At 43.4% G+C, this 26,509-nt stretch carries 28 protein-coding genes and 2 pseudogenes; 16 read left to right on the top strand and 14 right to left on the bottom strand.

Translation table 11 applies throughout. The features are described from left to right. Positions 1–200 precede the first annotated feature (200 nt). Positions 201–2,669, top strand: coding sequence for a vitamin K epoxide reductase family protein (locus tag BM122_RS08545; RefSeq protein ID WP_143083370.1), 2,469 nt, complete (start codon positions 201–203; stop codon positions 2,667–2,669). A 535-nt stretch (positions 2,670–3,204) separates the two neighbouring features. After that, positions 3,205–3,543 carry a rhamnan synthesis F family protein gene (locus tag BM122_RS08540; protein ID WP_371264906.1) on the top strand — a complete coding sequence of 113 codons (339 nt, stop codon included), beginning with the start codon at positions 3,205–3,207 and terminating at the stop codon, positions 3,541–3,543. Between the two features lie 288 nt (positions 3,544–3,831). Here BM122_RS08540 and BM122_RS25020 read toward each other — a convergent pair. The 3 genes and pseudogenes from BM122_RS25020 to BM122_RS25010 all read right to left on the bottom strand — a co-directional run bounded on the left by BM122_RS25020 (position 3,832) and on the right by BM122_RS25010 (position 4,779). Continuing rightward, a pseudogene (locus tag BM122_RS25020) lies at positions 3,832–4,064 on the bottom strand (Kdo hydroxylase family protein). Between the two features lie 5 nt (positions 4,065–4,069). Next, the gene (locus tag BM122_RS25015) at positions 4,070–4,258 is read right to left on the bottom strand and encodes a Kdo hydroxylase family protein (RefSeq protein WP_256211964.1); all 189 of its coding nucleotides are present in this window, start codon (positions 4,256–4,258) and stop codon (positions 4,070–4,072) included. Between the two features lie 335 nt (positions 4,259–4,593). Next, positions 4,594–4,779 carry a hypothetical protein gene (locus BM122_RS25010; protein WP_256211963.1) on the bottom strand — a complete coding sequence of 62 codons (186 nt, stop codon included), beginning with the start codon at positions 4,777–4,779 and terminating at the stop codon, positions 4,594–4,596. Between the two features lie 279 nt (positions 4,780–5,058). On the opposite strand from BM122_RS25010, the gene BM122_RS08530 reads away from it, so the two are divergent. The 8 genes from BM122_RS08530 (at position 5,059) to BM122_RS08490 (ending at position 15,958) form a co-directional block, all read left to right on the top strand. Next, on the top strand, positions 5,059–6,390 hold the full coding sequence (locus tag BM122_RS08530) for a hypothetical protein (RefSeq protein ID WP_074905175.1): 1,332 nt from the start codon (positions 5,059–5,061) through the stop codon (positions 6,388–6,390). 111 nt (positions 6,391–6,501) lie between these two features. Continuing rightward, positions 6,502–7,575, top strand: a complete 1,074-nt coding sequence (locus BM122_RS08525; RefSeq protein ID WP_083398406.1) for a glycosyltransferase family 2 protein — start codon at positions 6,502–6,504, stop codon at positions 7,573–7,575. Between the two features lie 1,188 nt (positions 7,576–8,763). Continuing rightward, positions 8,764–10,068 (top strand): sugar-transfer associated ATP-grasp domain-containing protein, encoded by a 1,305-nt coding sequence (locus BM122_RS08515; RefSeq protein ID WP_256211967.1) that lies wholly within the window; start codon positions 8,764–8,766, stop codon positions 10,066–10,068. Further along, positions 10,059–11,150 (top strand): phospholipase D-like domain-containing protein, encoded by a 1,092-nt coding sequence (locus tag BM122_RS08510; RefSeq protein ID WP_074905172.1) that lies wholly within the window; start codon positions 10,059–10,061, stop codon positions 11,148–11,150. The genes BM122_RS08515 and BM122_RS08510 overlap by 10 nt, the downstream gene beginning before the upstream one ends. Positions 11,151–11,175: 25 nt before the next feature. Then, the gene (locus BM122_RS08505) at positions 11,176–12,576 is read left to right on the top strand and encodes a surface carbohydrate biosynthesis protein (RefSeq protein ID WP_074905171.1); all 1,401 of its coding nucleotides are present in this window, start codon (positions 11,176–11,178) and stop codon (positions 12,574–12,576) included. A gap of 26 nt (positions 12,577–12,602) precedes the next feature. Next, on the top strand, positions 12,603–13,481 hold the full coding sequence (locus tag BM122_RS08500; RefSeq protein ID WP_074905170.1) for an N-acetylneuraminate synthase family protein: 879 nt from the start codon (positions 12,603–12,605) through the stop codon (positions 13,479–13,481). Then, positions 13,481–14,659 carry an N-acylneuraminate cytidylyltransferase gene (locus BM122_RS08495; RefSeq protein ID WP_074905169.1) on the top strand — a complete coding sequence of 393 codons (1,179 nt, stop codon included), beginning with the start codon at positions 13,481–13,483 and terminating at the stop codon, positions 14,657–14,659. The genes BM122_RS08500 and BM122_RS08495 overlap by 1 nt, the downstream gene beginning before the upstream one ends. Positions 14,660–14,779: 120 nt before the next feature. Then, entirely contained in the window at positions 14,780–15,958 is a 1,179-nt protein-coding gene (locus BM122_RS08490; protein WP_256211962.1) for an O-antigen ligase family protein, read from the top strand. A gap of 15 nt (positions 15,959–15,973) precedes the next feature. Here BM122_RS08490 and BM122_RS08485 read toward each other — a convergent pair whose 3' ends face one another. From BM122_RS08485 to BM122_RS08470, 4 genes are all read right to left on the bottom strand, one after another. After that, the gene (locus BM122_RS08485; RefSeq protein ID WP_074905167.1) at positions 15,974–17,887 is read right to left on the bottom strand and encodes a glycosyltransferase family 39 protein; all 1,914 of its coding nucleotides are present in this window, start codon (positions 17,885–17,887) and stop codon (positions 15,974–15,976) included. A gap of 485 nt (positions 17,888–18,372) precedes the next feature. After that, on the bottom strand, positions 18,373–18,948 hold the full coding sequence (locus BM122_RS08480) for a nitroreductase family protein (RefSeq protein ID WP_074905166.1): 576 nt from the start codon (positions 18,946–18,948) through the stop codon (positions 18,373–18,375). 140 nt (positions 18,949–19,088) lie between these two features. Continuing rightward, positions 19,089–19,712, bottom strand: coding sequence for a response regulator transcription factor (locus BM122_RS08475; protein WP_074905165.1), 624 nt, complete (start codon positions 19,710–19,712; stop codon positions 19,089–19,091). Further along, positions 19,709–21,205: a PAS domain-containing sensor histidine kinase gene (locus BM122_RS08470; protein ID WP_256211961.1), complete on the bottom strand. Its 1,497-nt coding sequence runs from the start codon at positions 21,203–21,205 to the stop codon at positions 19,709–19,711. Before BM122_RS08470 ends, BM122_RS08475 begins: the two co-directional genes overlap by 4 nt. 564 nt (positions 21,206–21,769) lie before the next feature. On the opposite strand from BM122_RS08470, the gene BM122_RS08465 reads away from it, so the two are divergent. Beyond that, on the top strand, positions 21,770–22,222 hold the full coding sequence (locus tag BM122_RS08465) for a CBS domain-containing protein (RefSeq protein ID WP_074905164.1): 453 nt from the start codon (positions 21,770–21,772) through the stop codon (positions 22,220–22,222). 35 nt (positions 22,223–22,257) lie between these two features. Then, the gene (hpf, locus tag BM122_RS08460; RefSeq protein ID WP_074905163.1) at positions 22,258–22,806 is read left to right on the top strand and encodes a ribosome hibernation-promoting factor, HPF/YfiA family; all 549 of its coding nucleotides are present in this window, start codon (positions 22,258–22,260) and stop codon (positions 22,804–22,806) included. Between the two features lie 572 nt (positions 22,807–23,378). On the opposite strand, the gene BM122_RS08455 is transcribed toward hpf, so the two are convergent. Further along, the gene (locus tag BM122_RS08455) at positions 23,379–23,654 is read right to left on the bottom strand and encodes a hypothetical protein (protein WP_074905162.1); all 276 of its coding nucleotides are present in this window, start codon (positions 23,652–23,654) and stop codon (positions 23,379–23,381) included. Positions 23,655–23,705: 51 nt separating this feature from the next. On the opposite strand from BM122_RS08455, the gene BM122_RS08450 reads away from it, so the two are divergent. From BM122_RS08450 to BM122_RS24120, 3 genes are all read left to right on the top strand, one after another. Next, the gene (locus tag BM122_RS08450; protein WP_074905161.1) at positions 23,706–24,065 is read left to right on the top strand and encodes an IS630 transposase-related protein; all 360 of its coding nucleotides are present in this window, start codon (positions 23,706–23,708) and stop codon (positions 24,063–24,065) included. Positions 24,066–24,126: 61 nt separating this feature from the next. After that, positions 24,127–24,291: a hypothetical protein gene (locus tag BM122_RS24125; protein ID WP_218152043.1), complete on the top strand. Its 165-nt coding sequence runs from the start codon at positions 24,127–24,129 to the stop codon at positions 24,289–24,291. A 15-nt stretch (positions 24,292–24,306) separates the two neighbouring features. Next, positions 24,307–24,531: a transposase gene (locus BM122_RS24120; RefSeq protein WP_218152042.1), complete on the top strand. Its 225-nt coding sequence runs from the start codon at positions 24,307–24,309 to the stop codon at positions 24,529–24,531. Here the strand turns inward: BM122_RS24120 and BM122_RS08440 are convergent. The 6 genes and pseudogenes from BM122_RS08440 to BM122_RS23220 form a co-directional block, all read right to left on the bottom strand. Further along, positions 24,519–24,746, bottom strand: a complete 228-nt coding sequence (locus tag BM122_RS08440; protein WP_074905160.1) for an HAD-IC family P-type ATPase — start codon at positions 24,744–24,746, stop codon at positions 24,519–24,521. The genes BM122_RS24120 and BM122_RS08440 overlap by 13 nt on opposite strands. Before the next feature lie 9 nt (positions 24,747–24,755). Continuing rightward, on the bottom strand, positions 24,756–24,890 hold the full coding sequence (locus BM122_RS25005) for a hypothetical protein (protein WP_256211960.1): 135 nt from the start codon (positions 24,888–24,890) through the stop codon (positions 24,756–24,758). Continuing rightward, entirely contained in the window at positions 24,887–25,126 is a 240-nt protein-coding gene (locus BM122_RS08435; RefSeq protein WP_143083369.1) for a hypothetical protein, read from the bottom strand. Before BM122_RS08435 ends, BM122_RS25005 begins: the two co-directional genes overlap by 4 nt. A gap of 175 nt (positions 25,127–25,301) precedes the next feature. Continuing rightward, positions 25,302–25,496: pseudogene (locus BM122_RS22340) on the bottom strand (transposase); the annotation flags it as partial. Between the two features lie 39 nt (positions 25,497–25,535). Further along, complete coding sequence (locus BM122_RS22335) at positions 25,536–25,871, bottom strand: hypothetical protein (protein WP_218152041.1); 336 nt, start codon at positions 25,869–25,871, stop codon at positions 25,536–25,538. Then, a complete protein-coding gene (locus BM122_RS23220) occupies positions 25,831–26,013 on the bottom strand; it encodes a helix-turn-helix domain-containing protein (RefSeq protein ID WP_177198079.1) in 183 nt (60 codons plus the stop codon). Before BM122_RS23220 ends, BM122_RS22335 begins: the two co-directional genes overlap by 41 nt. Positions 26,014–26,339: 326 nt before the next feature. On the opposite strand from BM122_RS23220, the gene BM122_RS08420 reads away from it, so the two are divergent. Next, positions 26,340–26,509: IS630 transposase-related protein (locus tag BM122_RS08420; protein WP_143083316.1), on the top strand; the 170-nt coding region annotated here is incomplete at its 3' end.

The raw sequence follows: 26,509 nt of genomic DNA, 5'->3' as shown, positions 1-26,509 counted from the left end.
TCAAGAGTCTATATTCTAATAATTTTGTCTATACTTAAAGTCTTGTGTGGCCATAAAGCAATGCAGTAAAGATCTATGATGCCAAGAGACAGCTTTTTATATTTTAGTGTTTGCCTTTTTGTCATAAAGATGTTCTGTTTGCTGATAGTATACAAAATAATTCTGGAGCAAATTCATTTAAGATGAATCATCAGAAAAATATGACTAATCTACAAAAACCGCTTGTCATTATAACTGGGGCTTCCGGAAATATAGGAGGTTCACTCTGTGACGCCTTGAGAAAAGGTTACCACGTGGTTGGGCTTGATATCAATCCGTGTGATAAAGCAGATATCAGTATTGATTGCAATCTAACCTCTGAAAATTCTGTCAAATCAGCATTTAATGAAATACGCGCCCAATGTGGACAAAAAATTGCTGCTGTTATCCATTTAACCGCCTATTTCGATTTTACCGGGCAACCTAATCCCCTTTATCAGAGTGTCACAATTGAAGGTACCCAGCGTTTGCTTAACATCCTGCAAGACTTTGAAGTTGACCGGTTTATTTTTTCTAGCACAATGTTGGTTCACGAACCAACTGTACCAGGTCAAAAAATCAATGAAGGTATGCCGCTTAAGCCCCGGTGGGCTTATCCACTATCCAAGGTCGAAGCAGAAAAAGTTATCAAGCAGCAACATAACAAGATTCCTTACACCATTTTGCGGTTAGCTGGTGTATATGATAACGATAAGGCGGTACCGACATTGTCTCATCAAATAGCCAGAATTTATGAACGCGACTTTAGAAGCCATCTTTATGCGGGCGATCTGATGGCCGGTCAGGCTCTTCTCCATAAAGAAGACATGGTAGATCTATTCAAACGTGTAGTAGACCGCCGCAAGAAATTACCGCACACCAACATCATGCTGGCTGGCGAGGATGAGGTGATGAGTTATCAGGAATTGCAGAATCGGATTGGTTATCTGATTTTTGGCAAGAAGGAATGGCAAACGGTAGATATTCCGGAATTTATTGCCAAGTCCGGTGCATGGCTGGAGGAACAGGCTGAGCCAGTTGTTCCTGATACCATTGATCAGGGCAAAAAACCTTTTATCAAACCATTTATGATCGACCTGGCTTCTGATCATTACGATCTCGATATTAGTCGTGCACAAAAATTACTGGATTGGCAACCGAAGCATAGGATCTATGAAGGATTAAAAAATCTCATTGCTAGCCTGAAGAAAGATCCTGTTGCCTGGTACAAAAGAAACGGTGTTTTATTACCAGACTGGGTACGAGCAGCGCAAGAAAAACATCTCAACGCGGACCAGATCAGACACAAACATGAAACAGAGTACTTTCGGCAACATAACGAAAACCTTTGGGCGCATTTCCTCAATCTAGGCCTGGCTTTCTGGCTCATGACAGCTCCTTTTATCCTGGCATATGAATCGCAAGCTATGGTCTGGAGCGATGTTATTTCCGGTGTGGTGCTGCTTATTTTATCGTTCATGTCCTTGTCGTGGCGCTTTGGTTTTGCTCGCTGGCTTTGTGGCGCAGTAGGCTTCTGGTTATTGAGTGCGCCATTGATCTTCTGGGCACCAACCGCGGCTGCCTATCTCAACGACACAATTGTCGGGATGCTGGTTATGGGTTTTGCAATTTTAACTCGCCCAGTACCCGGTGTTTCAGCAGTTGCTGCTCAAACCGGACCGACGATACCCCCAGGTTGGTCGTACTCCCCTTCTAGCTGGTTTCAGCGTTTGCCCATTATCATACTGGCGTTTATTGGTTTCTTTATCTCCCGCTATTTGTGTGCTTATCAGCTTGGCCATATCGATGGCGTATGGGAACCATTTTTTGCAGGTTCACCACAAGATCCGCGCAATGGAACCGAAAAAATAATCACTTCATCCATTTCGAAAGCTTGGCCGGTACCCGATGCTGGATTGGGAGCACTGACTTATGCATTAGAAATTCTGACCGGCATGATAGGCTCAGCAAGGCGCTGGCGGACTATGCCATGGCTGGTGATATTATTTGGTATTATGATTGTGCCATTGGGCATTGTTTCCATTTTCTTTATTATTATTCAACCGATCTTGATCGGAACATGGTGCACGTTATGCTTGATTGCTGCAGTGGCCATGCTAATACAAATTCCCTATTCTATTGATGAACTGATCGCAACGTGCCAATTTCTATATCGTAGAAAAAAACAGGGACGTTCCCTCCTACACGTTTTCTTTCAGGGAGATACAGATGAAGGAAAACAGGAAGTAATTGAAGAAAATTTTGCACAAAGACCCTCAAAAATTTTCAAGGAAATATTAGGGGGCGGCGTGACTTTGCCCTGGAATTTAGTAATGTGTCTACCGATTGGAATTTGGCTGATGTTTACGCGTATTACGCTGGATGCTGGAACAAGCATGGCCAATGCAGATCATTTAATTGGCTCGCTTGTGTTGACCGTAGCCATTACTGCTCTGGCTGAATCGGGTCGCGCCAGTCGATTTTTTCTCATACCACTTGGTTTAGCTTTACTAGTTACGCCTTTCTTTTATGACACAAGTATTGAGTCACTCATTTCCAGCATAGTTTGCGGATTACTTTTGATCATATTCAGTTTGCCACGTGGTCCGGTACACAACCGCTACGGAACTTGGGATCGATTTATTGTTTGAATCATGCAGAGCAACACATGTGTCGGTGCAAAATCGCTTGCCCCTGCTAAAATTTTTGAGGTTTATGCGGCTTCAGCAAAGATTTATGAAAACATCAATATTTTGGCAAACTAAAAAATAGTTGAAGACTTAAAGCTTTTGCGTAAGATGCTGGCTAGCGTACTCATAAACAGCAGAAGATATGAAAAGCCAAAAGTGCGATACTCAAAACCAGGGTATTTGTCATCCAAATATGCTAGACCAATATGTTTATTCTACAGTTTTGACGAAAAGAGCGTCATTAGGAAGAATGTATATTATTATCTTAGCGAGCTTAAGCTAGCAGGGTTCGATATCATTTCCATCAGCTCAAGCGATATGATCTTAGATACAGATCGAAAGGAATTCTCGAAACTTTGTATAAGAATAATTGTACGGGAGAACAGGGGCTATGATTTCTATGGTTGGAATATAGGATTGCAGGAAATACCCTCAATATCATTTACACAATGCATTACTTTTAGCAAATGATAGCGTTCTAGGGTCATTTTTCAGTATTAAAAATATAATTGCAAGATTGGAAAATAATAATGCTGATATTATAGGAATGACAGATTCTCTACATTTTTCTCTCCATCTACAATCATATTTCCTTTATTGCAAAAAGGCTGTAATAAATTCACAGGAATTCATCCAATTTTTTAGCAAAGTTGAAGTGTTAGAATTTAAGATGGCGATAATAAGAAAATATGAAGTTGGCTTTTCTCAATCGTTTGGTCACCGTTTTAAACTATCAGCTGTTTATAGCTTGGAAAATATCTTAAATCAAATCCATTATGATGACAAAGAATTGGATAGATGCGACTACCTGCTTATGGAAGCCCTTCCTTATTGAATTTTACATTCCTTTTCTCAAAAAACTGTTAATAAAAAGGGGAATAAGTATCGAACAAGTTTCATAGATACTTGCGAGAAGTGGTTCAAATTAGACTATCGATATGCTAGCGGAGTATATCGTGCCTACTGAATTCCATAGTTTAATGGACGCATCAAATTAAACTTCGTCTTTATATTTTAACCAGTTAAATTCGATCTTGGAATTCAGAATCACCCTTGCGATAAGGCACCTTTATTTGCCGATCATCAAAATGATTTCGGTATATCTAACGGGGTCGGCTTATCCTTAAGCCAAGGCTTCGCTGGTTAATCTTTCTAAGATGTGTAATGGAGAGCATGACGGGTCATTCATCGCATCTGCCGGCAGGTAGAATATTTGGTCGAGACTGTGCTGCCCCCCATCGCACCATGTAGTACCAAATCGGTGAGCGCGATCCAGCTTGATCCAGCCGGAAATTCCATGATTTTGCGCGATAATGTTCGCTGATACTCTTCGTCACGGATACCAAGAGAGCGCAACGTGGCTATGTACTAGTCGTATTTGGTTTTTGTTCCGTCAATAATGCCGAGGTGAGCAAGAATAGAGAAAACCCAACTTGGTTACTAAGGCGTACAGCAGGCAGGAAACGGCGCATGAAGGGTTCGAATGGTTCACCGAGCTGCCAGATACGTGGTCCATTGGCAGGATTGATGTTAGTGAAGATGCGCAGCATACTGCGTCCTTGAGTGGGGCATCTGTAGCTCGGAGTCGATGTGTAATGATTGGCTGCTGTTGCGAGATATCGACCGATAAGTGGTTCGTTTACGGTCGAGCGCTAGCTTGTAGCTAGGAAACAATTGCGTGATCACATTATCACCCTATTTGCTATAACGCGACATGATTACCTCAAGGTCAGGGCGTGCTGTATCTTTGACTTGGGCTCGCATCATTTTCTCTTTTACGTGTACGTAATGATATTTCTTGATGCGACCATGCGCTGGATCGAAAATGATCGTCGGTCGTCCTCGACATCGGGCACTCGTGTCAATATATTCGATGTGTTCGAGATCAATTCTCGCTCTCGCTCAGATAACTCGAATCCACTTCGGGGCAAATAGATGACTCCCCCCCTTCCAATATTTCGATGGCTTTGTACCGTACTTTCGGCACCGATAAATCGGCTCCCGACCCAATCGCCAGCATTCTTACGATTTCAGTTTCTTCGTATAGGAGAATATGTTTATTACTTACCATAACAATTCCTTGATTTATCTAGAAGTGTAAACAAGCTGCAAGCCAAGTAATATCACCACATTGCCGACTTTTTGTCTGGATGAAATTAGTTTTGACTTCATTTCCAGTACCATGTAGTAACATGTTAGCGTCGCGTTTGTTGAAGAAGCCATTTGCTACCATGATTCATTAAACCTAGATTCCTTAGTTGGGCAGGATAGAAAAATTAAGGTCTTCGCTCAGCTTTGCCAGGGTTAATCTAATTTCACCATTTTGAATGAATATTTTAGAAAATATTGAATGAAAGCACTTTTCTTTCTTCGCCATTATAATGATATTGATCATATTACCCCGGTCATTTCCAAATGGATTGAATCTGGTCATACTTGTGACGTCATTCTGATAGGCAATCCAAAATTTCGGGATGATTACCGCATTCAGTATTTGGCCACTCTGGCGGCTGTGCGCGTTGCTCATATACGAGAGTTATTGCCAGCACTTGTATATGCCGCATGGCGAATTCAAACGCTGTTATTGAGCCATAGTTTAAGACGCTCGCTTATAGGACCCTTTGCTGTTGCCTTGTGTAGAATTTTTGATAATGAGCAACGAGAACGCACTTGGAGAATTACTGCTCATCAGCTGCTAAGATATAGTTTTGTAAATCTGGATAAGGGGGTTGTGGTATTTGACTGGATTACAAAAAATTCGCCAGTATGTCTGGAGTGGGTTGAAACAGTAGTCTCCATGGCTCACACCATGGGCTTAGGGGCAGTATCGCTCCCTCACGGAGATAGTCCGCATGCTAATCAATTGATACGGCATGGCGAATGGAGTCTTCAGCCGAACACGCTATATTCCGCTGGGCGAATATTTGACAAGCTAGTCGTGCCGAATGAATTATGTGCCAAACGCTTTTATCCCTTTATGACTGATCATTCATTAGCAATACTAGGTTCGCCGCGCTATTGCGATGAATGGCTCGCTAAATTGAAGGAATTGTTACCTCCTGCACCGCTGGCAAGCTCCAGCAATCGACTCAAAATAGCGATGTTTTTGAGAAAGGATGATTTCACCATTTTCTGGGAGGAAGTGGGCGAAGTTATTCGAATGATTGCTACTTTCCCAGAAATTGTATTGGTGATCAAGCCCCATACTCGTGGCGGCTGGAAACAATCTTTGACCAAAGATGCTTCCCTGCGCCGCTTACCAAATGTGAGCATCGCTGACGACTACATTCACTCGATCCATTTGATGAACTGGGCGGATGTCATTATCGATCTTGCAACTTCGGTAGTGTTTGAAGCGGTCAAGGCAAAAAAACCGGTATTGGCAGCGGATTACCTGCATGCGGGCCGTTCTGCAGTCGCTGAGTTTATACCGGAAACAGAACTACGATGTCGTGATGACGTCTCTCAAAAAATAGAAGAATTTCTTTCTAATGGTTGCAACTCCTTCTATATCGAGAAGCATCGACAGCGCTTTATCAAAGAAATGATCGATAATTATGATGTCGATGTATTGCCGCGTTATGTAAGTTTGCTGGAGACGCAAGCACAAATACGTTCGGAGGGAAAGATAAAGAGTAATAATAATTTGAAGCGATCTCAATCTGATCTTAGAATTAGCTAAATTGGAAGAACTAGCGATCCCCGGCGCGGTCTTTCAGAGTGAATGGATAGCCCGAGCACAAAATGGAGTAGGTATGCATTGTCTGGTTTCTTGCAATTTGAGTAAGTTATCATGAGTAAATCGATGGCGTCTTCCGACCAATCAATTGATGTCGTGATTCCTGTTTACAATGCACCTGATTTGACGCGGCGCTGCGTCGATTCTGTCGTGGCCTATCTTGGCAATTCCATCAGGCGTATTTTTATTCAGGATGATGCTTCCGCCAGTGAGACACGGCAGATGTTAGATAACCTGCCGTACGATTGCGTGGATGTCTACCATGCAAAAAAGAATCAGGGCTTTGGTCGATCAGTGAATGAAGCAGTTAATCGATCTGATGCTTTCTATGTATTAATTCTTAATTCAGATACTGAAATAAGCCATGATTTCCTGCCATTGCTATGTGCAGCATTAGCTGCTGATGCTAAGTTAGCGGCCATCATTCCAGCGGGTAACAGTTATGCCAAATATAACCTGGATCAATATTTGCTGCGAGAAGGCGGCTATATACCGACTTATTACCTGAGAGGGCATGCCATTATGATTCGTCGTGATATTTTTCAGGAAATGGGTGGCTTCGATCCTGTATTTGGGCGAGGTTATTATGAAGATATTGATCTTGGCCGCCGACTTGATCTTCGTGGCTGGCGCTTTGGCGTACATCCCCGCGCACATATTTACCATAAAGTGGGCGGCTCTTTCGGCCGTGGACGAGCCTTCCAGAAACTAATCAAGCGTAATCGCACTCTATACCTTTCACGCTACCCCAAAGCGCGACAGAATATACTTCTGCTCTCAGGAGATTGTTCATTAGAAGACTTTCCTCCGTCGGCCCTCGATGCAATAGAGAATGTGTTCCATGAAGGGGGTTATGTACATTGGCTTATACCGGCTATATCTCCTACATTGCTGTGTTTGCAGATGTATAGCCAACCCTTATGCTTAAGTGCGTTAATCAGTGTTGTTCTTCGTGGTTGGCGGCGGGTAGACAAGCGCATTACAGGAATCTGGATGATGCCCGGCATTCCTCTTTTGTTGCGCATCTCACTGGTATTTTGGGGCCGTGCATTTGGACTGGAAATAAAAGAACTATCGTTTAAAGAAAAGACGATACAAGACTGTTCAGTTAGATTACTTTCCAAATAATTTATCCATATTATGACCAAAAGAAAAGGTAGATAATCAATCCATTTATCAGGGTTTCTTGTTGATCATTGATACTCCTGATATCACCCTATTATAGCCAATTCCTATTCACGCTATAAAATGAATTAATGGCAATAAAAATTGTTAATTTCCATAAATAAATCTATTTCAGCTACGAATTCCATTTCCAAACTAAAAATGACGCAAAGGCGAGCCGCAGACAGGATAAATAATACGGCAAGGTGAAGCCAACAAAGCTAGTTTAGCGTGAAATAACACAAAATTTGGGCGCAGAAAAATCTCGCGGTCGAATGCTGTGATGCGGAATATTGGCCAATTGAATGCTTATTCAGTTATCTCTGCCAAGCACCACCCCTGGCATTTCTAGTATTGGATAACGAGCAAGCATTCCTAAAAATGTGTTTCATTATATGGGGTCGGCAGCAAACTGACAATGACCGTTAAAAATGGAATAACATAAAGCTTTTTCTACGTATTTATACGTATTCACTTATGAATGGTTTTAAGTTAATTTGTAATTCATTTATAGAGTGAAAACGAGAAAAAAAGTGTGCCTTCTTATTCCATTTCTAAATGAAAACTGAGTTTTCAGCTTCACCTTGCCATATTATTTTTACTGTCTGCGGCTCGCCTTCGTGTCATTTTTGATTTGGAAATGGAATTAGATGAGGGATAAGATAAGAAAGTAAATACACTCTATTATGCAACTATACAGCTTAATCATGAGCGAATTTCATGCTGCGCTCAGGAAAGTATCAGCAAGTCAGCATCTTGAAGGGATGACGAGAAGTCCTCACGAGATTTTCACAATTCAAGAATTACATTTTTTTAATCAAACAGATTGGCATAGAGAACGTTTTGCGTATTTAAGCGCTTATCGCTTATCTTTATAAAATAACTAATCGATATTTTATAAACAAACATTCATTATTTTTATGGCATTGAAGGAAAGTTCTATCTATTTATAAGACAAGTACATAGAATAACCATTTTGCATAATTTGCGATTCAAGAAACAGGATGAATTAAAGAAGGAAATTGTGTTCTCTAGATCAGGAGCAAAGAAGTGTAGCAAATTAGCTCAAATCATCATACATCTGTTTGATGCGAAATGGAGAGATGACTGCAATGGAAAAATTGGATTTAGGCATAGACAGGATCACGTGTGATGATTACACGTGATTTGATTGATGCATTTTTGATCTTGCCCAGACTATCCGATGATGATACGGCGGCTACATTAATTCATCGATATTTCCAGCGTGAAGTCTGGGATGAAATCAAGATGGTTGATCGCCTGATAATGTATGCAGCGCTTCCATTGGTGCCATTCGTGATCATTTTGCTGACAATAGTCTTCGGCACACTTAGTGGACGCTTTATCAAAAAGCGAACAGATAAGGAAATAATCAAGCAAATTTACGAGCAAATCAGGCTCACTACCCGATATGCAATCCTATCTCCCTGGTACTACATTTTTGAATGGCACGATGAGAATAAGAGAGAACACGCAGGTGAATATCTTAATCGCTTTGAAATAAAAGCGGGTCTCTATAAGTTATTACGAAAATACACTGGTGGTCTCCCCATTCCCGTTGAGCGTTCTACAGCGTGCATCAAGGATAAAGCATACCTTAAGGCTCGCTGTAATGATAAGGGTATTGCAACCACACCTATCTTTTGGATTTTTGAGAAAGGACAAATCAGGAAACTTGATTGGCAGGATGAAAAATTGCCCGAAATTGATCTTTTCGTAAAACCGTTATCTGGACAGGGTGGAGGAGGTGCTTCGCGTTGGGATTATCTCAGTTCGGGGCAATTTCGATGTAGTGATGGGAAGGTTGCAACGGGAGATCAATTAATTGAATACTTGCGAAAAGCCTCAGAACATAAGGCTTATCTTGTGCAGCCAAGGCCCATAAACCACAGAGAAATCACTGATCTTGCCAATGGCACGCTGGCCACTATTCGTGTTATGAGCTGTCGTAATGAGTCAGATAACTACGAGGTGAAGGATGCGGTCTTTCGTATCGCCCGAAGCAGCAAAACTGTCGTCGACAACTATCATGCCGGCGGCATTGCAGTGAATGTCGATATTCAGACGGATGAACTAGGCAGAGGCACTCGCGGAGCCTGGGGAATAGTTGTTGATGGATGGTACGACCGGCATCCGCAAATCAATGTGCCCCTCCAGGATCGCAAGCTTCCGTGCTGGCCTGAATTGATCCGCTTTGTTCAGGATGCTCATGGCCGTCTTTTCTCTGATCAGGTGGTAATCGGCTGGGATGTTGCTATACTCGACACGGGTCTTTGCTTAATCGAGGCTAATAAAGCGCCTGATTTAGATATCATCCAACGTACAAGGGATGGGCCTGTTGGCAATGAGCGGCTTGGCAAGTTGTTGGCATTTAATTTGAGACAAACAATCGAAGCTAAATATGCTCCCTTGGAGGTAAATTCATTATGCAAATGAAATCAGCTTACGAGGTTTATTTTGGTGGGCCTGACCGATCATCAGGTTATCTGCGCGATCTGCTGGCACAGCAGATCGCTGCTGTTCCAGCAGGGGGTTCTATCGATTGGGTTACTTATTATTTTCGTGATTTAGATCTTGCCAGAGCACTCATCCAAGCGCAAAAACGAGGCGTCAAAGTGACCATTTGTCTAGCCGGCAAGCCACGTGTTTCCGATGCCAATGATGACGTGATTGCCATGCTTTCAGCACCAGAAGGTTTAGGTGATAAGCTTCGTACTGTCACGCTTACCGGAATACCTTCCCCACCAAGAAGAGCATGGAGGCCTCAGTTACATGAAAAGCTGTATTGTTTTTCGCATCCGAAACCCGTCGCCTTCATCGGTTCTTTTAATCCATCAGGAAACCGATTGGAAGATAGATTGGGTATTATTCGAGAGATTGGTGACCAGGATCAGGGTCATAATATGCTGATTGGGTGCTATGATCCGCTGCTCATTGAGCAACTGGTAAAGCATGCCCGACAGTTACACCAAAAATCACCAGGATTATTTTATCGATTTTCTGAGCGTGCAAATCGCACCATCAAAGGTACCGATACTACCATTTATTTTTTACCCAGCATGCGCCCCCATCCCGTCATACAATTCTTGACCGAAATAGGCAAAGATGCGCGTATTCGTATTGCAGCATCACATATCAGAACAAAGCGGGCTGTTGAGGTGATCGTGGGGCTTGCTAAGCGGGGGGCAATGGTGGAAGTCATTGCAGAACAAACACTTAGGCGGGTTACTTCGAGCGTAGAACAGCGATTGCTCTCAGCGGGGATTCGGTTCAAGCGAAATTGTGATAATTTGCCCATGCATCTTAAGTTCATACTAGTTGAAGCCGGTGATCAGAAGTGGTCCATTTTTGGTAGTTTTAATTGGACGAAGCCTTCATTCTGGTTGAATCACGAAATTATTGCTATTTCCAGCAATTCTCATATTTTTAATGCTTTTTCCGATCGTTGGAGGATATTAGCAAATGAAAAAGCCATAACACCTATCACACCCGAGCGGTTTAGTTTAATTCCTGTTTAATGGTTTTAAGTTAGTGCTATATCATATGAAAAATCGAGCTTCAACGCTTATTATTCCTGTCGAAAGCCAAGTTCGTGAGTTGGATGCGAAAATTCTTTTATCCTGTATTGCAGCCGAGCGTGGTTTTCCAGTCATCATGGGTTCTAGAGCCTACGCTCATTTCCAGGTAGCCTCCGTTCCTCGGGGCATCTATTTAGCGAAAAGTATGCGTAGCCTGAGTAGTTCAATGTTTAAGATATTGCGCCAACTGGGTCATGAGATTGTTGCATGGGAAGAAGAGGCGCTGGTTCATCCACCTCCAGAGACGTATTTTTCCCTTCGCTTGTCTCCTATGACAATCAAAAATGTATCGCATGTATTTGCCTGGGGTCAGGAAAATGTTGATCTGCTTCGACAATATCCTTCGCTACCTGAGAATATGCCCATCCATATTACTGGAAATCCGCGTGGTGATATGCTGCGGCCAGAAATTCGTCCTTACTTTGCCTCTGACGTTGAAAAATTGAGGAGTCTTTATGGAGATTTCATTCTTATTAACACCAATTTTAGTGATGTAAACCCCTATATTCCCAGTGTGGGCTTATTTCTGCCAACAAAAGCTCCTTCGCAGTCAGCACGTTTGGGTCAGTCTGGTATTGGCATGAGCAGGCAGTTTGCTGAAGGTCTGCGAGAGCATAAACTGTCAGTTCTGGAGGATTTCAAGCAACTTATTCCAATGCTCGAGCAGGCATTTCCTGAGCTAACTATTATTATTCGTCCTCATCCCAGTGAAAGTTATCAAATCTATCATCAAATTGCTGCGAAATGCCCGCGAGTAGTCATAACTAATCAAGGCAATGTCATTCCTTGGTTACTCGCTGCAAAAGCGATGGTACACAATGGCTGCACGACCGGGCTGGAGGCTTATGTGCTTGGTGTCCCTGCGATCTCTTATCTGGCAACGCTTAACAAATATTACGACTATGACTTTCAAGGTCTGCCTACTAAACTGAGTTATCAATGTTTCAATTTTGAGGAAATGGCAGAGACTTTGTCTCAGATTCTTAAGGGTGAAATAGGGGCAGCGGATGGTCAGGAACGCCAAGATCTCATCGATTACTTCCTGGCGGCAAAAGAGGGCTCATTAGCTTGTGAGCGGATTGTAGATATTTTGGAAGCCAGTGGTTACAGTAAAGAACAACCACCGGCTAAACCAATCGGCACCTATCTTCAAGGATGGCTATTTACCAAGCTAAAAGCTGGTTTAACGAATCTCTATATGCGTCGACCAGGTCCTAATCGGCTGGCCTATCATAATCACCGTTTTCCTGGAATTTCAGTAGAAGAAATTGAACAAAAAATTGCGCGTTTTGGTGAGCTATTAAAGCGCTTTGACAAGATTAAAGTTGCGCCATATGCTAAGCATGTATTCAGGATCAGCACTTAAGTTTCTTACTTTACTGATTGATATCTATGAAAACACCCAGAGTTGTTGCTGAAATAGGCTGTAATCATAAAGGTGACATTGAGATTGCACGTGAGATGATAAAAGTCGCCGCGAGCTTTGCTAGATGCAATTTCGTCAAGTTCCAGAAACGATCGAATAAGGAGCTGCTTACTCCTGAGGAGTACCATGCACCTCATCCCAGTCCACAGAATAGTTATGGGGAAACTTATGGTGCACATCGTGAATTTCTAGAATTTAATGTTGAGCAACATCAACAGTTAAAAGAGTGGTGCGAAGGGCATGGTATTGGTTATTCAACTTCAGTCTGGGATCTTACCTCTGCAAAGGAAATTGCAGATCTCAATCCAGAATTCATTAAGATACCCTCTGCGTGCAACCTCAATTTCACTATGCTGGAATTCCTTGCCCGTAACTATAGCGGTGATATTCATATCTCCGCGGGGATGACTACACCTCTGGAGCTAGAACAGATTGTGAGTTTGATGGAAGCACATGATGCTGCTCATCGGATCGTGTTATATGCTTGTACCTCAGGCTATCCCGTTCCTTTTGAGCAAGTCTGCTTGCTGGAGTTACGAGCTATAGAGGAACGATTTGGCTCTCGCGTTAAGGAAATTGGATTTTCTGGACATCATCTCGGGATAGCCATTGATTCTGCAGCCGTGGCATTGGGGGCATCCTGGATTGAGCGGCATTTTACTCTGGATCGAACTTGGAAGGGAACTGATCATGCCGCCTCATTGGAACCGGATGGGTTACGCAAGCTGGTACGAGATGTGCACGCCGTCTCCAATGCACTGACATTTAAGGAGATACCTATACTGGAAATTGAGTTACCGCAGCGTAATAAGCTCAAACGTTTGCAAGGAGTTCATTTCAACTGATGCGCTGGGTTGCTTTTATGCCTCTGCGTGCAAATTCGAAATCGATTCCTGATAAGAATATCCGCTCCATCGCAGGTCGGCCTCTATTTGCCTGGAGTCTGGAACAAGCAATTACATCACAGTGTTTCGATGAGATTTACGTTGCCACCGATTCACCGAAAATCCGAAAGATAGTACTGGAAGAATTTCCTTCTGCTGTTAAAGTGCTGGATCGTTCGGCTGAAACGTGCACAGACACAGCGAGTACCGAAAGCGCTATGCTCGAGTTTCACCAGCAAATATCATTTGATGTAGTTAGTCTGATCCAGGCTACTTCACCGCTTACCCGTGCAGATGATTTTCGTATGGCTAAGCATAGATTTGTTACTGACAATCTGGATTCTCTGCTAACTGCCGTGTCATCGAAACGTTTTTTCTGGACCAAATCAGCAATACCTATTAATTATGATCCGGCTAATCGTCCAAGACGGCAAGATTTTGAAGGATGTCTAATGGAAAATGGGGCCTTTTACCTAACACGAGCGAAATTGCTGAGAGAAACGGCTAGCCGTTTGGGGGGACGTATCGGTATTCATGAGATGACTGCTGAAACTGCAATTGAGATTGATGATGAAGTCGACTGGATTGTGGTGGAGCAACTTCTGCTAAGGCAAAAATTAAAATCAAACCGAGGTACTTCGCAGATTAAAGCGTTCATCCTTGATGTGGACGGCACACTGACTGATGGCGGTATGTATTATGGATCGGATGGTGAAGCATTAAAGAAGTTTAATACTCGCGATGCACACGGTTTGCAATTGCTGCGTGAAAACGGCATCAAGGTCTGTGTCATGAGCTCCGAAGATAGCCCTGCTGTTGCCGCCAGAATGAAGAAATTGAATATTGATGATTACTATCCAGGAATAAAAAATAAATTTGAAGTGCTCCAGAGCAAGGCTAAGCTTTGGCGTATGTCTTTACTCGATGTTGCCTATATGGGGGACGATCTTTGTGATTTAGAGTGCATAAGCAGGGTAGGAGCGGCTATCTGTCCAGCAGACGCCGTTCCAGAAATTATGCAGCGAGCTCATTACGTTTGCACCCGCGCGGCTGGACATGGTGCTGTGCGTGAAGCATGTGACCTGATTCTTGGAAAAAATCTAGGGATGACCATTACTTCTCTAAAAAATAATTCTTAAAAGCGATTATTGGGTTTGTTTCACAGATTATCTCAAGATTAAGTATAAAAATTACTGATGCAAGAGAAACTAGTCAGTTCAGCCAATCTGATACAGACTTCTTATGCATGGCACAACATATTGACAAAAGCCATGTTCCTTTTTTTTGGTATTGCTTTGTGGAGCAAGTGGTTGAGCCTGCCTGCCGGTATCATTTTGACTGTACTCTGGATTTTGGAAGGGGGGTTTAGCCGGCTGAGGGGAATGATCAAAGATCCCTTCGTAATGGCAATACTCATTTTATCTGGTGTGGTTGCACTCGGAACACTCTGGGGCGATTACCCTGAGTTTGAATATATAAAGTGGAGAAGATATTTTGCATTCTTAGTCTTTATTCCTTTTTTATCTTTGTTGAATAAAGAGCGCTTGCCTTGGGCAATCTCGGGATTGCTCATAGGTTATTTCGGTGTTTTACTGATGGGGTTTTATCAATGGGCGATTGTTGGAGTACAAGGAATCCCTCCTCTCAATATTAGCTATTTAAATTTTTCATTAATGCTCGGGATTGGGGTCATGCTGACGATCTACCTGGCAAGCATAAATAGCGATAAAAAATTAAAGTCAGCACTTTGGTTTTTTGGAGCCTTCTTGTTGTTTCTTCAATTCAATCAGGATGCACGTGGGCCTCTCCTGGCAACCCTGATGTCGACGGGCTTATTAATTCTTCTGCTCTATAAAACAAACATCAGAATATTGGCTGGCATTGCGTCGTCATTAATTGCTGTGATCCTTATATTTGCATTCAATAGCACCAGCTTTCAAGGAAGGCTTATTCAAATCCTTGACGGTGTAGAGTTATACCAGCAAGGAAAGTATGGCACTAGCCTTGGATATCGTCTTGCCATCTGGGACGTTGGCTTGCACGGTATTATGCAACAACCTTTAATTGGATATGGTACAGGAAAAGCAGGAAGTTATTTCGAAGACACGATAATAACCTATAAGGGTGGTCGTTATAAGAATTTACCTGAATATCATAAAACAACTAACTATCACAATGATTGGATTGAAATTGGCATGCATGTCGGAGTGCTTGGTATTTTTGCATTAGTCTTCCTCCTAAGAGGCTGGTTTCAAACGCTACGAGCTTGCCAACTTCCCGTCTTGGGAGCCACGCTGGTAAATTTTGTTTTCTTATCAGGCCTAACGGATACCTTTATTCTTTATAGCAAAATTCCTACTTTGCTACTTGTCATCACCGCTATTGCCATCAGCTGGCAAAAAGAAACGGGAATAATTGAACTTGAGAACCGCCTCTAGAATAATCCACCATGCTCAATTACCCCGATATCCCTGGGCAACTCTATAATATACCCACCGCAACGGTTTATCCTCACGCATGATTAAGTGGCTCTGTATAGGGGCAGGTCGGTCAAGCATGTGAGTAATATCGTTACCCCAGCGGCCCTGCTCAAGATGGTCTTTCTCTATACCAACCAATATAATCGGCCGAGTGGTTGGCGGTTCCGATGGGTACCAGAATTGATACATAGCGCCACTATCACCAAACATGTTACGTGAGCGAATATCCATGGGTTCTTTTCGATTGTAGAAAGACAGCGAACTCGCAATCGGCCATTTGCTCATACCTACGACAAGTGGTTTTTGTCCAGTTTGTTGCTGTGTATTCTGGACAATTTTTTCAATTTCAATAGTGGTTTCGCGCCAGAAATACCGTTTCATGAAGTCCGGATAGGGAATACCTGGAAATCCCAGTACGACATAATGCAGTATAAATGCATAAGCAATCATGGAAGTTGCGATAGTCGGGTTCCATGCTGCTTGCAGGCGGCTTGTGATACTGCTTAAACGATGGGTCTGCCCCATCATCCACGCGATTGTCGGCAATACCGCTAACCATAGCGGTGCAGTCCAGTGAAAACGCATTGAATCGAACACGCTAAGAACAAAAAACACTGCAAATGGCGTTCCAGTGAAAACCCGCATAAACAAGCGACGCCTTTGTGCAGATTGATCGCTATCGTGATTGCCACCTGTTATTAGCGCCCAGGCGGCAGCAAGGAATCCAGCCGGTGTGAGCAGCACTAAAATGTTAAGAAATAGAAGATGTACTGAGAATTGATCATCACCCGCTCCTTCTAGCCGTCGTCCTTGAAATAAGAATGAAGCCCAGTTATGTTCGGCATTCCAGATAATGACCGGGGTAAATAATAATAAGGCAAGCATGGCAGCAAGATAGGGATGAGGGCGTCGCATCCAGTGACGCGCTATGGGGTCCAGGATAACAAATAATAAAGCTGCAATACTCAATAAGCCAATTGTATATTTTGAGAGGAGACCCAGGCCGAATGAGATCCCCATACCCAGCCAGGCAGAACTGTGACCAGCTATCAGTGCACGTTCCATGTAATAGAGTGTAGCAGCCCAGGCTGCGATCAAGGGTGCATCTGCTGTCATCAGCATGCCGGTTGCAAAGCTAAAGGGTAAGATGGCCAGTAACAACAGTGTGCGCAACCCCGTCGATTTATCGTAAAGGTTGCATGCTAATGCATATAGATAACCCATCGTTATCAAACTGCAAATAAATGCACTGATGCGGACCCCTAACTCATTATCACCAAAGAGTGCGGTACCAAGCCAGATCAGCCATGCAACCATGGGGGGGTGATCGAAAAAACTCAGATCCATATGCTGAGCATATACCCAGTAGTATGCTTCATCTGGAATTAGCTGGGCTTGAACTAAATAGATCAAGCGCAGCAGGATAGTAAATACGATAATCCCAATCGTGGCTTCACGCCAGCCTATAGCTGGAGAAGGCAGCTTCTGCAGAAGTGGAAATACATAAAATACGAGCCCCATATAACTCATCGCAGCGGTTATAACGATAACCGGAAAAATAGCCAGTGTGAGTGATATATGCCAGACGTTAAGGAGCAAGGCTAGCAGGCCACCGCGCATTAACAAAACCAAGATACTGACTATCCAGTAGCGACTGAATAGCTGCCATCGCAAGGAGTTTGGGTGAACCGGTTGAGGCAAGCATTTCGAAAAGAATGAGTAATTTATCGCAGCAGCTATGAGAAAGCTTGTGATATGCGCCAATAAAAGACCAGCCTCACTATGCATCAGCAATAGGAAAGAACCTGCATCCACTGCCGCAGCAAGTAATCCGATAAACCAAAGCCGCCAGATTATGTTGCTGGGAAGTACATTGTTAAGATGCATTGTTAAACGTTGTAAATGAGGCCACCTGAGAAATTTTGTTAAAGATACCATTTAGAATTCGATCAGTTTACGTTTCGTGGATAGGATTTATATGCAGCTTACCTCTGGTATTGTGAATACGGTCTTATTCCATTTCCAAATCAAAATTGACGCGAAAGCGAGCCGCAGACAGTATAAATAATACGGCAAGGTGAAACCGACAAAGTCAGTTTTGATTTGGAAATGGAATTAAATCTTATCGAACACTCGTCTAGCAATAACTCCTGACAAACTGTTGCATAGCTTTTCTGATCTCGACTATTGCACAAATGGGAGTAGAGTTCAGGCTCATACTTCTTCGATTGCTTGGAGTATATTCTACAAAAATCGTGAGTATATGTTCGTACTATTCACATGGTATGACCATTCAAATGGGATAGCTTTTTGAATTTCCGAATTCCTGAAAGAGCAGAGATAACTTGTTTGGTTTACATGAAACCAAACAGTTAACTGGTTAGCGTTATAATAATAGGTTTCCTTCTGCGAGTAGGTGGCGTCTCCCCATTTGGGTAACCAAGAATAATCGGGACAATAATGGAAAATTCTTCCGGAATATTTAATTTAACCTTGATATCTGGCGCATTTAAAGCGGTCAATGCAGCATCGATCACACAGCTCCCCAATTTCATGGCACATGCTGCCAGCATCAGATTCTCGGCTGCCAGCCAGCAATCCGCAGCTACAAAAAACCCGGTTTGTTTCGAACAAATCAGAATCAGCGTATTCGCTTCGTAGAAAATATTGAAATCAGGTTCAGTAAAGGAACCGGGGGCGCGTCCTGTTCTTCGAAGTTCTTCAACAAACAGAGGTTTGGCATAATCTGAAATATATTTTAATAGCTGCTTATCGCGAATGATGGCAAATGTCCATGGTTCCTCATGTAGTGCTGTAGGACCATGTATAGCGGCTTCTAGCAGTATGTGTATAGCGTCCAAGTCAACTACTTGCTCAGTATAACTACGAACACAGCGCCTAGCTAGAATTGCCTCAAAAACAGTCATTTCAACCTGTGTTTCTTGCATAGCTCACTCCTCTATTGCAAATCTTGTTTGGGTTACCGTATCAAGAATCGCTGCGAGAGGCTATCCGTATAAATACGTATATATATCCTTGGCTGCTTACTGTAGAGGTGACGTTGAGCTAGTGCTGGCAAAGCACAGCGTTATGTTGAGGTGTTTAATCCACTTTCATAGGCAATACGTGCAAGATCAAGCAGATTGATTGCGCCTGTCTTGTGCATGATATTGGATCTGTGAATTTCTACCGTGCGAAAGCTGATACCGAGACGAGATGCAATTTCCTTGTTGTGATATCCCTGAATAGCAATCATCATAACTTCATACTCACGTTTCGTGAGGCTTGATAAGCGTGATAGCGCATCCTGATTATGTTTATTCGCTTCTATTAGTTTTTCACTTTCAAGAAAAGCTGATTGAATGGAGGCAAGAAGTTTTACGCGGGTAATGGGTTTGGTTAGAAAATCAATTGCACCCGCTTTGATTGCTCTGACACTCATAGGGATATCACCATGCCCAGTAAGAAATATAATGGGCATTATATTTTTACAATTTAAGAGTTTTTCCTGAAGCTGCATGCCATCTATTCCGGGCATGCGTACATCAAGAATAATGCAACCTTTGTAATCAGGTTGATAAGCACTTAGAAAGCTTTCTGCATTTTCAAAAGTCTGTACACAGATTCCTTCCTGTTTGAGCAGAAGGGCCAAGGAATCTCTTACTGCTGGCTCATCATCCACGATGAAAACAATGAAGTGTTGAGAAGTCATGATGCAAAAGGTAGCGTGAAGTTAAATTTAGCACCCTCCGTGGTATCCGGATCAAGCCAGAGCTGACCGCCATTAGCCTCAATGAGGGCGCGACTGATCGACAATCCCATGCCGATCCCTGTTGGTTTTGTTGTGAAGAAGGGATCAAAAATATACCGGACTATTTCTTGATCAATTCCAGGGCCAGTATCACGTACTGAGACCGTGGCTAAGTTTTTTTCGTTTAATGTGCTGATGGCAATCGTAATTGCAGGGGATGAGACATTCGCTGCGCGCATTGATTCCACAGCATTTATCAATAGATTTACCAGGGTTTTTTGTATATGAAGACGATTGGCAAGCACTGCAGGAAGATTGGGTTCCAAATGTAACACGTGATGGAAATCGTTATAGCCTTCGCTGTGGGCAATTTTTAAAGCATCCATTACCATTTCATTCAGACTGAGTTTTTCAGTAACCATTTCTCCTTTTTGCAGAAAGGCAACCAGTTCGTGCAGCCTGCGACCAGCATGTTGAGATTGTTTGACACAGTTTTCAAGCATCTGTCTTACTTCGTCAATATTGAAAGCCTCACTTTCCATTGCGCGCAATGTGACTTCACTATATGCAGAAATTGCAGTAAGCGGTTGATTTAGCTCATGGGCAATGGCAGAAGCCGTATGAATCGCTACTTGCTGCTTAAAAAGCACTTCTGATTCAGCGCGCTGCATTTGAAGTTCTTTCTCGAGTGTTTTGCGTTTAGTGATATCGCGCGCCATGCCGACAAGGCGATTTGCGCGCCTTATTTCAAAGTGGACTTGCCCGGTTATGGTAATCCAACGCTCAAATCCATCAGCAGCATTAATAACACGAAATTCTGCAAGATAGTGACCATCTCCAGCAGGATCCATGGCTTTCTCAAAAGCGGCTTGGTGAGTGGCATAATCTTTGGGATGAATCGCGCGGATAAATTTCTCATAAGTCATGATTTTCTCAGTTCCGCAACCCCAGAGCTCGCGCATCCGTTTATCAATGTGTATGACGTTGTTTTCTAAGTCGAAATCAAGAACGCCCAATGCTGCTGCTTGTTTGGCTAGCCACAACCGTTCTTCACTAACTTTCAGCGCGACTTCTGCCTGACGACGTCGATCACTAATATTCAGTGTGATTAAAATATAAAATCGATCGTGGGCTGTCAGGGGATTCAGACCAATATTTACCTTCAGCTCCTGTTTGTCTCGAGTTAAGACAACCAGCGTCCTGTCATTCCCTATGTCGCGTTTCCATGGCTTGCCTAAATAAACTTCACGGTAGTACTGATAAAGATCCCGATAGTGAGGGGGGATGAGTTCTTCGATCGCTAGACCACAAAGTTCATGATCTACATAACCGAATAGCTGTTGTGCGGCCACATTTGTTAGCACAATGTGATCCGAATCATCGGTTAACAATATAGCATCTGATACTGCATTGAGCAGTGTTTGAAAACTTAGCCCTGTAAATGAGTCAATCACAGTATGTTTAATGATTAGATTCGTGTTCTGAATAAATACAGTCTACGACAAAAAACAAAAACAGCTTGCATCTATCAATCAATACAGAATAAGGATATGCCTATACGTGTCTGCACGTATTTAATTCTTTCTCTTTTTTGGATAGATTAATCATATCTCTAACGGCACAAATATAAACTTAATAAAGATAAAAGTATAGCCTGATTGCAGATTGTATGTATGAAAGCTAAATCACTTTTTCGAGTTTTCAACTTTTAATAAAGGAGATTGGAGATGAGCTATCTCGTCGTTATTATCGCCTTTCTATCGTTGGCTCTTACCGGTTGTGGTGAACCAATGGAACTAAAGCCTGAGTCTAGTGCTGCTGAAGAAAGTTAAGCAGCTGCAGAGAAGATTTACCCTGCTGATGATCCACGTGCGCCTAATGTAAAAAAACTTAAGCTGAAAAGTGTAAAGAATTAGCGGAAGAGTCTTGCCCTTCAGGCACTGAGGATCCGAAAATTCCTCATACTAAATAAAGTATTCTAATTTAGAAAAATTAACCATAGATGAGAGGTAAATAACATGCCTATAGGTGAAATTTGTAAACGTGAAGTCGTCGTTGCTCAACGTGATGATACCGTATTACAGGCAGCTAAGCTGATGCGCCAGCACCATGTTGGAGATGTAATGGTAATCGATGATGGGAGAGAAGGGAAACGAGTGCCGGTCGGTATTGTGACTGACCGCGATTTGGTCATGGAAGTTATTGCACCGGAACTCGATACTAACGCTATCACTGTTGGTGATATTATGGTCTCTGATTTTGCTAGTGTAAAGGAAAATACGGGTATATTTGAATCAATTCAATATATGCGTGTCAAGGGGGTACGTCGTTTGCCTGTAGTGGATGATAATAATACGTTGATCGGTATTGTTACGCTCGATGATTTGTTAGGATTATTATCTGAGGAGCTAGATGCACTCGTTAAGCTCATGGCACACGAGCAGCAAAAGGAGGCGGGTATTCGCCGCTAGTAATTAAAGATGAACTATGGAAGGAGAACAATATTATGCAAAGCCCACTACAAATCACCATACGCGATATCCCTGCTTCCGATGCACTAGAAGCGCATATTCGCGACAAAGTGGAAAAGCTCGAAAACTTTTTTGATCGCGTTGTTTCCTGCCATGTAGTAGTCGAAATGCCGCATAAGCATCATCATCAAGGGAAAGAGTTCAATGTCCGCATCAATATCGGTGTGCCCGGCAGCGATATTGTGGTTAACCGCGATCATCATCAAGATCCGTATGTAGCCTTGCGCGATGCTTTCGATGCTGCCAAGCGTCAGCTTGAGGATCATGTGCGTCGCATGCAGCTTAAAACTAAAGCACATGCTGTTGATCAGATTGGGCACGTTGCGCGTATCTTTTATGAAGAAGGTTATGGTTTCATTAGAGGACAGGACGACGTCGAACGTTATTTTCATCGCGATAATGTTATCGATCCAAGCTTTGATCTTTTGCAGGTGGGTAATGAAGTCAAGTTCATAGAGGAGTTGGGAGCCGAAACTCCACAAGCCAAGCGGGTCAGTGTCGGTAAACATCATCTGCCGGAGTGAATAAAGGTGTAGTTATTTATAGGACCATTATGTCTTGAACATTGACGCCTAATACTACTCTGATGAAGTTACGGCGATTAAAACTCTTATGCCTTTTGATTTGATAGAGATTTACGCTACTTGATTTTATCTTTAGGGCACCTCTAAAAATTAGAGTTATAAACAACGAAGCGAGAACAACAACGTATTGTGATGAAATATGAATTTTTAGAGGCGCCCTTAATTCCATTTTAACTTACCTCCGAGGGAAAAGAGGATGATAGGCAGGGTGACGCAGAGGAATCCGCCAATTGCGGCAATTTGCCAATCATCCAGATGGAGTGGCTGAAGCGAAAGATAAGATGCAAACCACGGGGTCTGTACCAGCAAAACTGAGCATATCAGCGCTAAGCATGTAATCAGTCGGGCACTGAAAGTGCGTAACCTACTTAACAGGGCAATCACCGAAACGTTGGTGCGGCTGAGGACGACTATTGTCATCGCCCGGACATGTTCGATATTTGGGCCAGGAAACAAACCACGGTGATAGCTCTATAGAGTAAAGAGTATGAGCAAAATACCAATAATTGCAATCAAACTCCATTCAGCATGCGAAAAAAAACGGGCGCCTGCCGTTTACGAACAGGTTTTAATGGCCCCTGGGTCGGCAATTCTTGAAATACCAGCAGTGCGGTGGGATAAATGATAGTTTCATACCATACGATGTGAATGGGTAAATACAGAATGGGATGGCCTATCAATGGAATAAAAATCACTGTAACCACCAGAGGGATGTGCATGAGCAGGATGTACTGAAAACCGAGCTGGAGATTGCAGAATAACTGCCGGCCTTCGGTGATCGCGCGCACGATAGTATTGAAGTTATAGCATATCTCCTATAAATTGATTATAATTTACCGATGACCTATCCGATATCATTTCGCCGTAAAGTATTATCTGTTCGAGAGAAGGAGAACCTCTCAATCGCGCAAGTAGACAAGCATTTTGGTGTAGGTATGGCCAGCGTGATGCGTTGGATCAAAACTCCCGATCCCAAGACAACCCGTAACAAGCCTGCAACTAAGATTGACAGGGAAATGTTGGCGCAAGACGTCAAGAATTATCTGGACGCGTATCAGTATGAGCGCGCCAAACGGCTTGGAGTTAGTACGCAGGGCATCAATCACGCGTTAAAGCGTCTAGGCGTGACTTATAAAAAAAAGCCTGCGTCACCCCAAAGCCAGCGAAGAAGAGTGGCGTATCTTCCAGCAAAAAATTGAAGGCTATGAACGCGAAGGTCGCGTCATCGTCTACCTTAATGAAAGCGGCTTTGCTCACGACATGCCGCGCACGCATGGCTATGCGCCAATGGGTGAGCGTTGCCATGACGTAAAAGATTGGCATGCAAGAGGCCGAACCCATGTGATCGGCGCCCTGATCGGAAAGGCACTCTTGACCGTAGGCCTGTTCATAGCCCATATCACCGCCAACATTGTCTATGCGTGAGTGACGCAGGACCTTTTGCCTAAACTTCTGCTCGCTTGCGCGATTGTCATGGACAACGCAACCTTTCATAAGCGGCAGGATATCCAAACCGCCATTGCCCATGTCGGGCATACACTTGAATACCTACCGTCTTATTCCCCAGACTTTAATGACATTGAGCCAAAACGAGCCCAGGCCAAAGCCATCAGAAAAAGGGAGGGTTGTTCCATCGAGCAGCTCTTTACCGCTTATGAAATTTGAATCATTTTTATGGGATTAACTATATCCTGAAGCAGAACGATGGAGGCAACTTCTCGTGCACTGCGCGTACCGCGTTCTCCCATAGCGATGCCTATATCAGCACATTGGAGCGCAGGAACATCGTTTATACCGTCTCCTGTCACTGTAACGATCTCTCCTTTTACCTTGAGAGCCTGCACCAGTGACAGTTTTTGCATCGGCATAGCACGTGCCACGACGGATAATTATTTAAGAATAGCTGTGTTGCCCTGCGCGAGTTGCAAAACCAGCTCATCACCCAATACTACTCCATTTGGCTGGTCGATCAAAACGATTTCGCGTGCAACGCTTACTGCCGTGATTGGGTGATTTCCACTCACCAGATGACCCGGATACTTGCTTCACAGCATTGATGTGTTGCATTGATTACTCCTGGACGAATCGGATCTTCACAAGCTAGCAGGCCAGCGAATAGGCCATTCTGGTCAGGTTCTACTCCTGCCCAGAATTCACCTATATCCCAACGTAGGTAGGCCAACACTTTGTGATTTGTTGCAGCAAGCTGGTTAACTTGAGCTAACCAGACAGATCGCTGACTTAAAGTGAGTTTGGGCATTTCGAAAAGCATCTCAGGTGATCCCTTGCTCACCGCAATGATGCGCCCATTAATACGGATGATTGTGGTTTCGCGTCGCCGCTGTTCTGTGTAGGGATAATTCCATTTCTAAATCAAAAATGACTTTGTCGGCTTCACCTTGCCGTATTATTCCAATTCTATTTCATAAGTGAATTTATAATCCAGGGCCATGCAACGATAGACTGGACACATTCACAATCTTTTCCATATCGCGCATTGCTGCTTCCAGGTGATTTTCAAGTGCGTCCAGGCTGTCGAATACACGGTTGTGGAATAATTTCTCTCGTAGCTCATCCCAAAGATTCTCTACAGGACTGAGTTCCGGTGAGTAGGGTGGAAGCATCAGTAAGCGTAGATTATGTGGAAGCTTGAGAGTGTGACTACGATGCTATCCTGCCCCATCGAGCGCCAGGATACTCCGGTCATTGGGATGACGTGACGCTACTTCATCCAGAAATAGCTGCCTGCAATGGCTATTAACCTGAGGCAGGATAAGTATATCCAGTTCATCATCAGCGACAGAGACAGCAGCATAAGCATAGACATATTCCTGGGTGATTATGGCTTGGCATAATGGTCGGATAGGTTGAGGGCACCCACATTGGCGTGTATCGGAAACACGCCCAAAATGAGCTTCATCCTGAAACATCAGACGAAGTATCCCTTCTGCATGCCACGCCCGGTCAATTTCTATGAGAGTATCGCGAAGTTTTTTTCCACTCATCCTGAGCGAGTACGTCTGCTTTGGAGTGACGCTTGTCAGGAGCAAGCTTGCGCCAGCCATGACGGTGCAGTAGGTTGTAGGTGGCTGCGAGCGATGTTTTGCGCTTTAAGCGGGCATCCAATGCTTGCTTGATTTCGCTCACAATCAAAATGCCTCCTGCCGGTGCTTTTTCTATAAAGGGCGCCAGAAAAGCAACTTTTTCTTCACGCGAAAGATTTTCGTGCCGTCGTCCACCAAGGGTAGGCTTGGCCGTATCATGTATGCCACCATTGCGGATAATCCCATTTCCAAATCAAAAATGACGCGAAGGCGAACGGCAGACAGTATAAATAATACGGCAAGGTGAAGTCGACAAAATCAGTTTTGATTTAGGAATGGAATAAGACGCATTCGAAGCTAACACGCCTAGCCTATTGAAACACCTGTTGCGGTATAGCACAACCAGATAATTTTGATTATAATTTAGAGATGGCCTATTCACTGGATTTCCGCCGTAAAGTCCTGTCTGTCAGAGAGAAAAAAGGACTTACGATAGCCGAGGTTGCGGCCCGGTTTGATGTTGGCGTGGCGAGCGTGACGCGTTGGGTTAAGAACATCCATCGTAAACCTCAAGGGTTTCGCCAACGCAAGATTGATCT

This window comes from Nitrosomonas communis (assembly GCF_900114745.1).
Classification (GTDB): Bacteria; Pseudomonadota; Gammaproteobacteria; order Burkholderiales; family Nitrosomonadaceae; genus Nitrosomonas; species Nitrosomonas communis_A.
Note: the sequence above shows the minus strand (reverse complement) of the source record. Positions and strands in the feature narration are given on the sequence as shown.

Excerpts from the sequence above, each read along its gene's own strand:
- BM122_RS08545 (WP_143083370.1), top strand. The coding sequence starts at position 201 with ATGACTAATCTACAAAAACCGCTTGTCATTATAACTGGGGCTTCCGGA.
- BM122_RS25015 (WP_256211964.1), bottom strand. The coding sequence starts at position 4,258 with ATGCTGCGCATCTTCACTAACATCAATCCTGCCAATGGACCACGTATC.
- BM122_RS25010 (WP_256211963.1), bottom strand. The coding sequence starts at position 4,779 with ATGGTAAGTAATAAACATATTCTCCTATACGAAGAAACTGAAATCGTA.
- BM122_RS08530 (WP_074905175.1), top strand. The coding sequence starts at position 5,059 with ATGAAAGCACTTTTCTTTCTTCGCCATTATAATGATATTGATCATATT.
- BM122_RS08525 (WP_083398406.1), top strand. The coding sequence starts at position 6,502 with ATGAGTAAATCGATGGCGTCTTCCGACCAATCAATTGATGTCGTGATT.
- BM122_RS08515 (WP_256211967.1), top strand. The coding sequence starts at position 8,764 with ATGATTACACGTGATTTGATTGATGCATTTTTGATCTTGCCCAGACTA.
- BM122_RS08510 (WP_074905172.1), top strand. The coding sequence starts at position 10,059 with ATGCAAATGAAATCAGCTTACGAGGTTTATTTTGGTGGGCCTGACCGA.
- BM122_RS08505 (WP_074905171.1), top strand. The coding sequence starts at position 11,176 with ATGAAAAATCGAGCTTCAACGCTTATTATTCCTGTCGAAAGCCAAGTT.
- BM122_RS08500 (WP_074905170.1), top strand. The coding sequence starts at position 12,603 with ATGAAAACACCCAGAGTTGTTGCTGAAATAGGCTGTAATCATAAAGGT.
- BM122_RS08495 (WP_074905169.1), top strand. The coding sequence starts at position 13,481 with ATGCGCTGGGTTGCTTTTATGCCTCTGCGTGCAAATTCGAAATCGATT.
- BM122_RS08485 (WP_074905167.1), bottom strand. The coding sequence starts at position 17,887 with ATGCATCTTAACAATGTACTTCCCAGCAACATAATCTGGCGGCTTTGG.
- BM122_RS08480 (WP_074905166.1), bottom strand. The coding sequence starts at position 18,948 with ATGCAAGAAACACAGGTTGAAATGACTGTTTTTGAGGCAATTCTAGCT.
- BM122_RS08475 (WP_074905165.1), bottom strand. The coding sequence starts at position 19,712 with ATGACTTCTCAACACTTCATTGTTTTCATCGTGGATGATGAGCCAGCA.
- BM122_RS08465 (WP_074905164.1), top strand. The coding sequence starts at position 21,770 with ATGCCTATAGGTGAAATTTGTAAACGTGAAGTCGTCGTTGCTCAACGT.
- hpf (WP_074905163.1), top strand. The coding sequence starts at position 22,258 with ATGCAAAGCCCACTACAAATCACCATACGCGATATCCCTGCTTCCGAT.
- BM122_RS08450 (WP_074905161.1), top strand. The coding sequence starts at position 23,706 with ATGACCTATCCGATATCATTTCGCCGTAAAGTATTATCTGTTCGAGAG.
- BM122_RS24125 (WP_218152043.1), top strand. The coding sequence starts at position 24,127 with ATGCCGCGCACGCATGGCTATGCGCCAATGGGTGAGCGTTGCCATGAC.
- BM122_RS08435 (WP_143083369.1), bottom strand. The coding sequence starts at position 25,126 with ATGCCCAAACTCACTTTAAGTCAGCGATCTGTCTGGTTAGCTCAAGTT.
- BM122_RS22335 (WP_218152041.1), bottom strand. The coding sequence starts at position 25,871 with ATGAGTGGAAAAAAACTTCGCGATACTCTCATAGAAATTGACCGGGCG.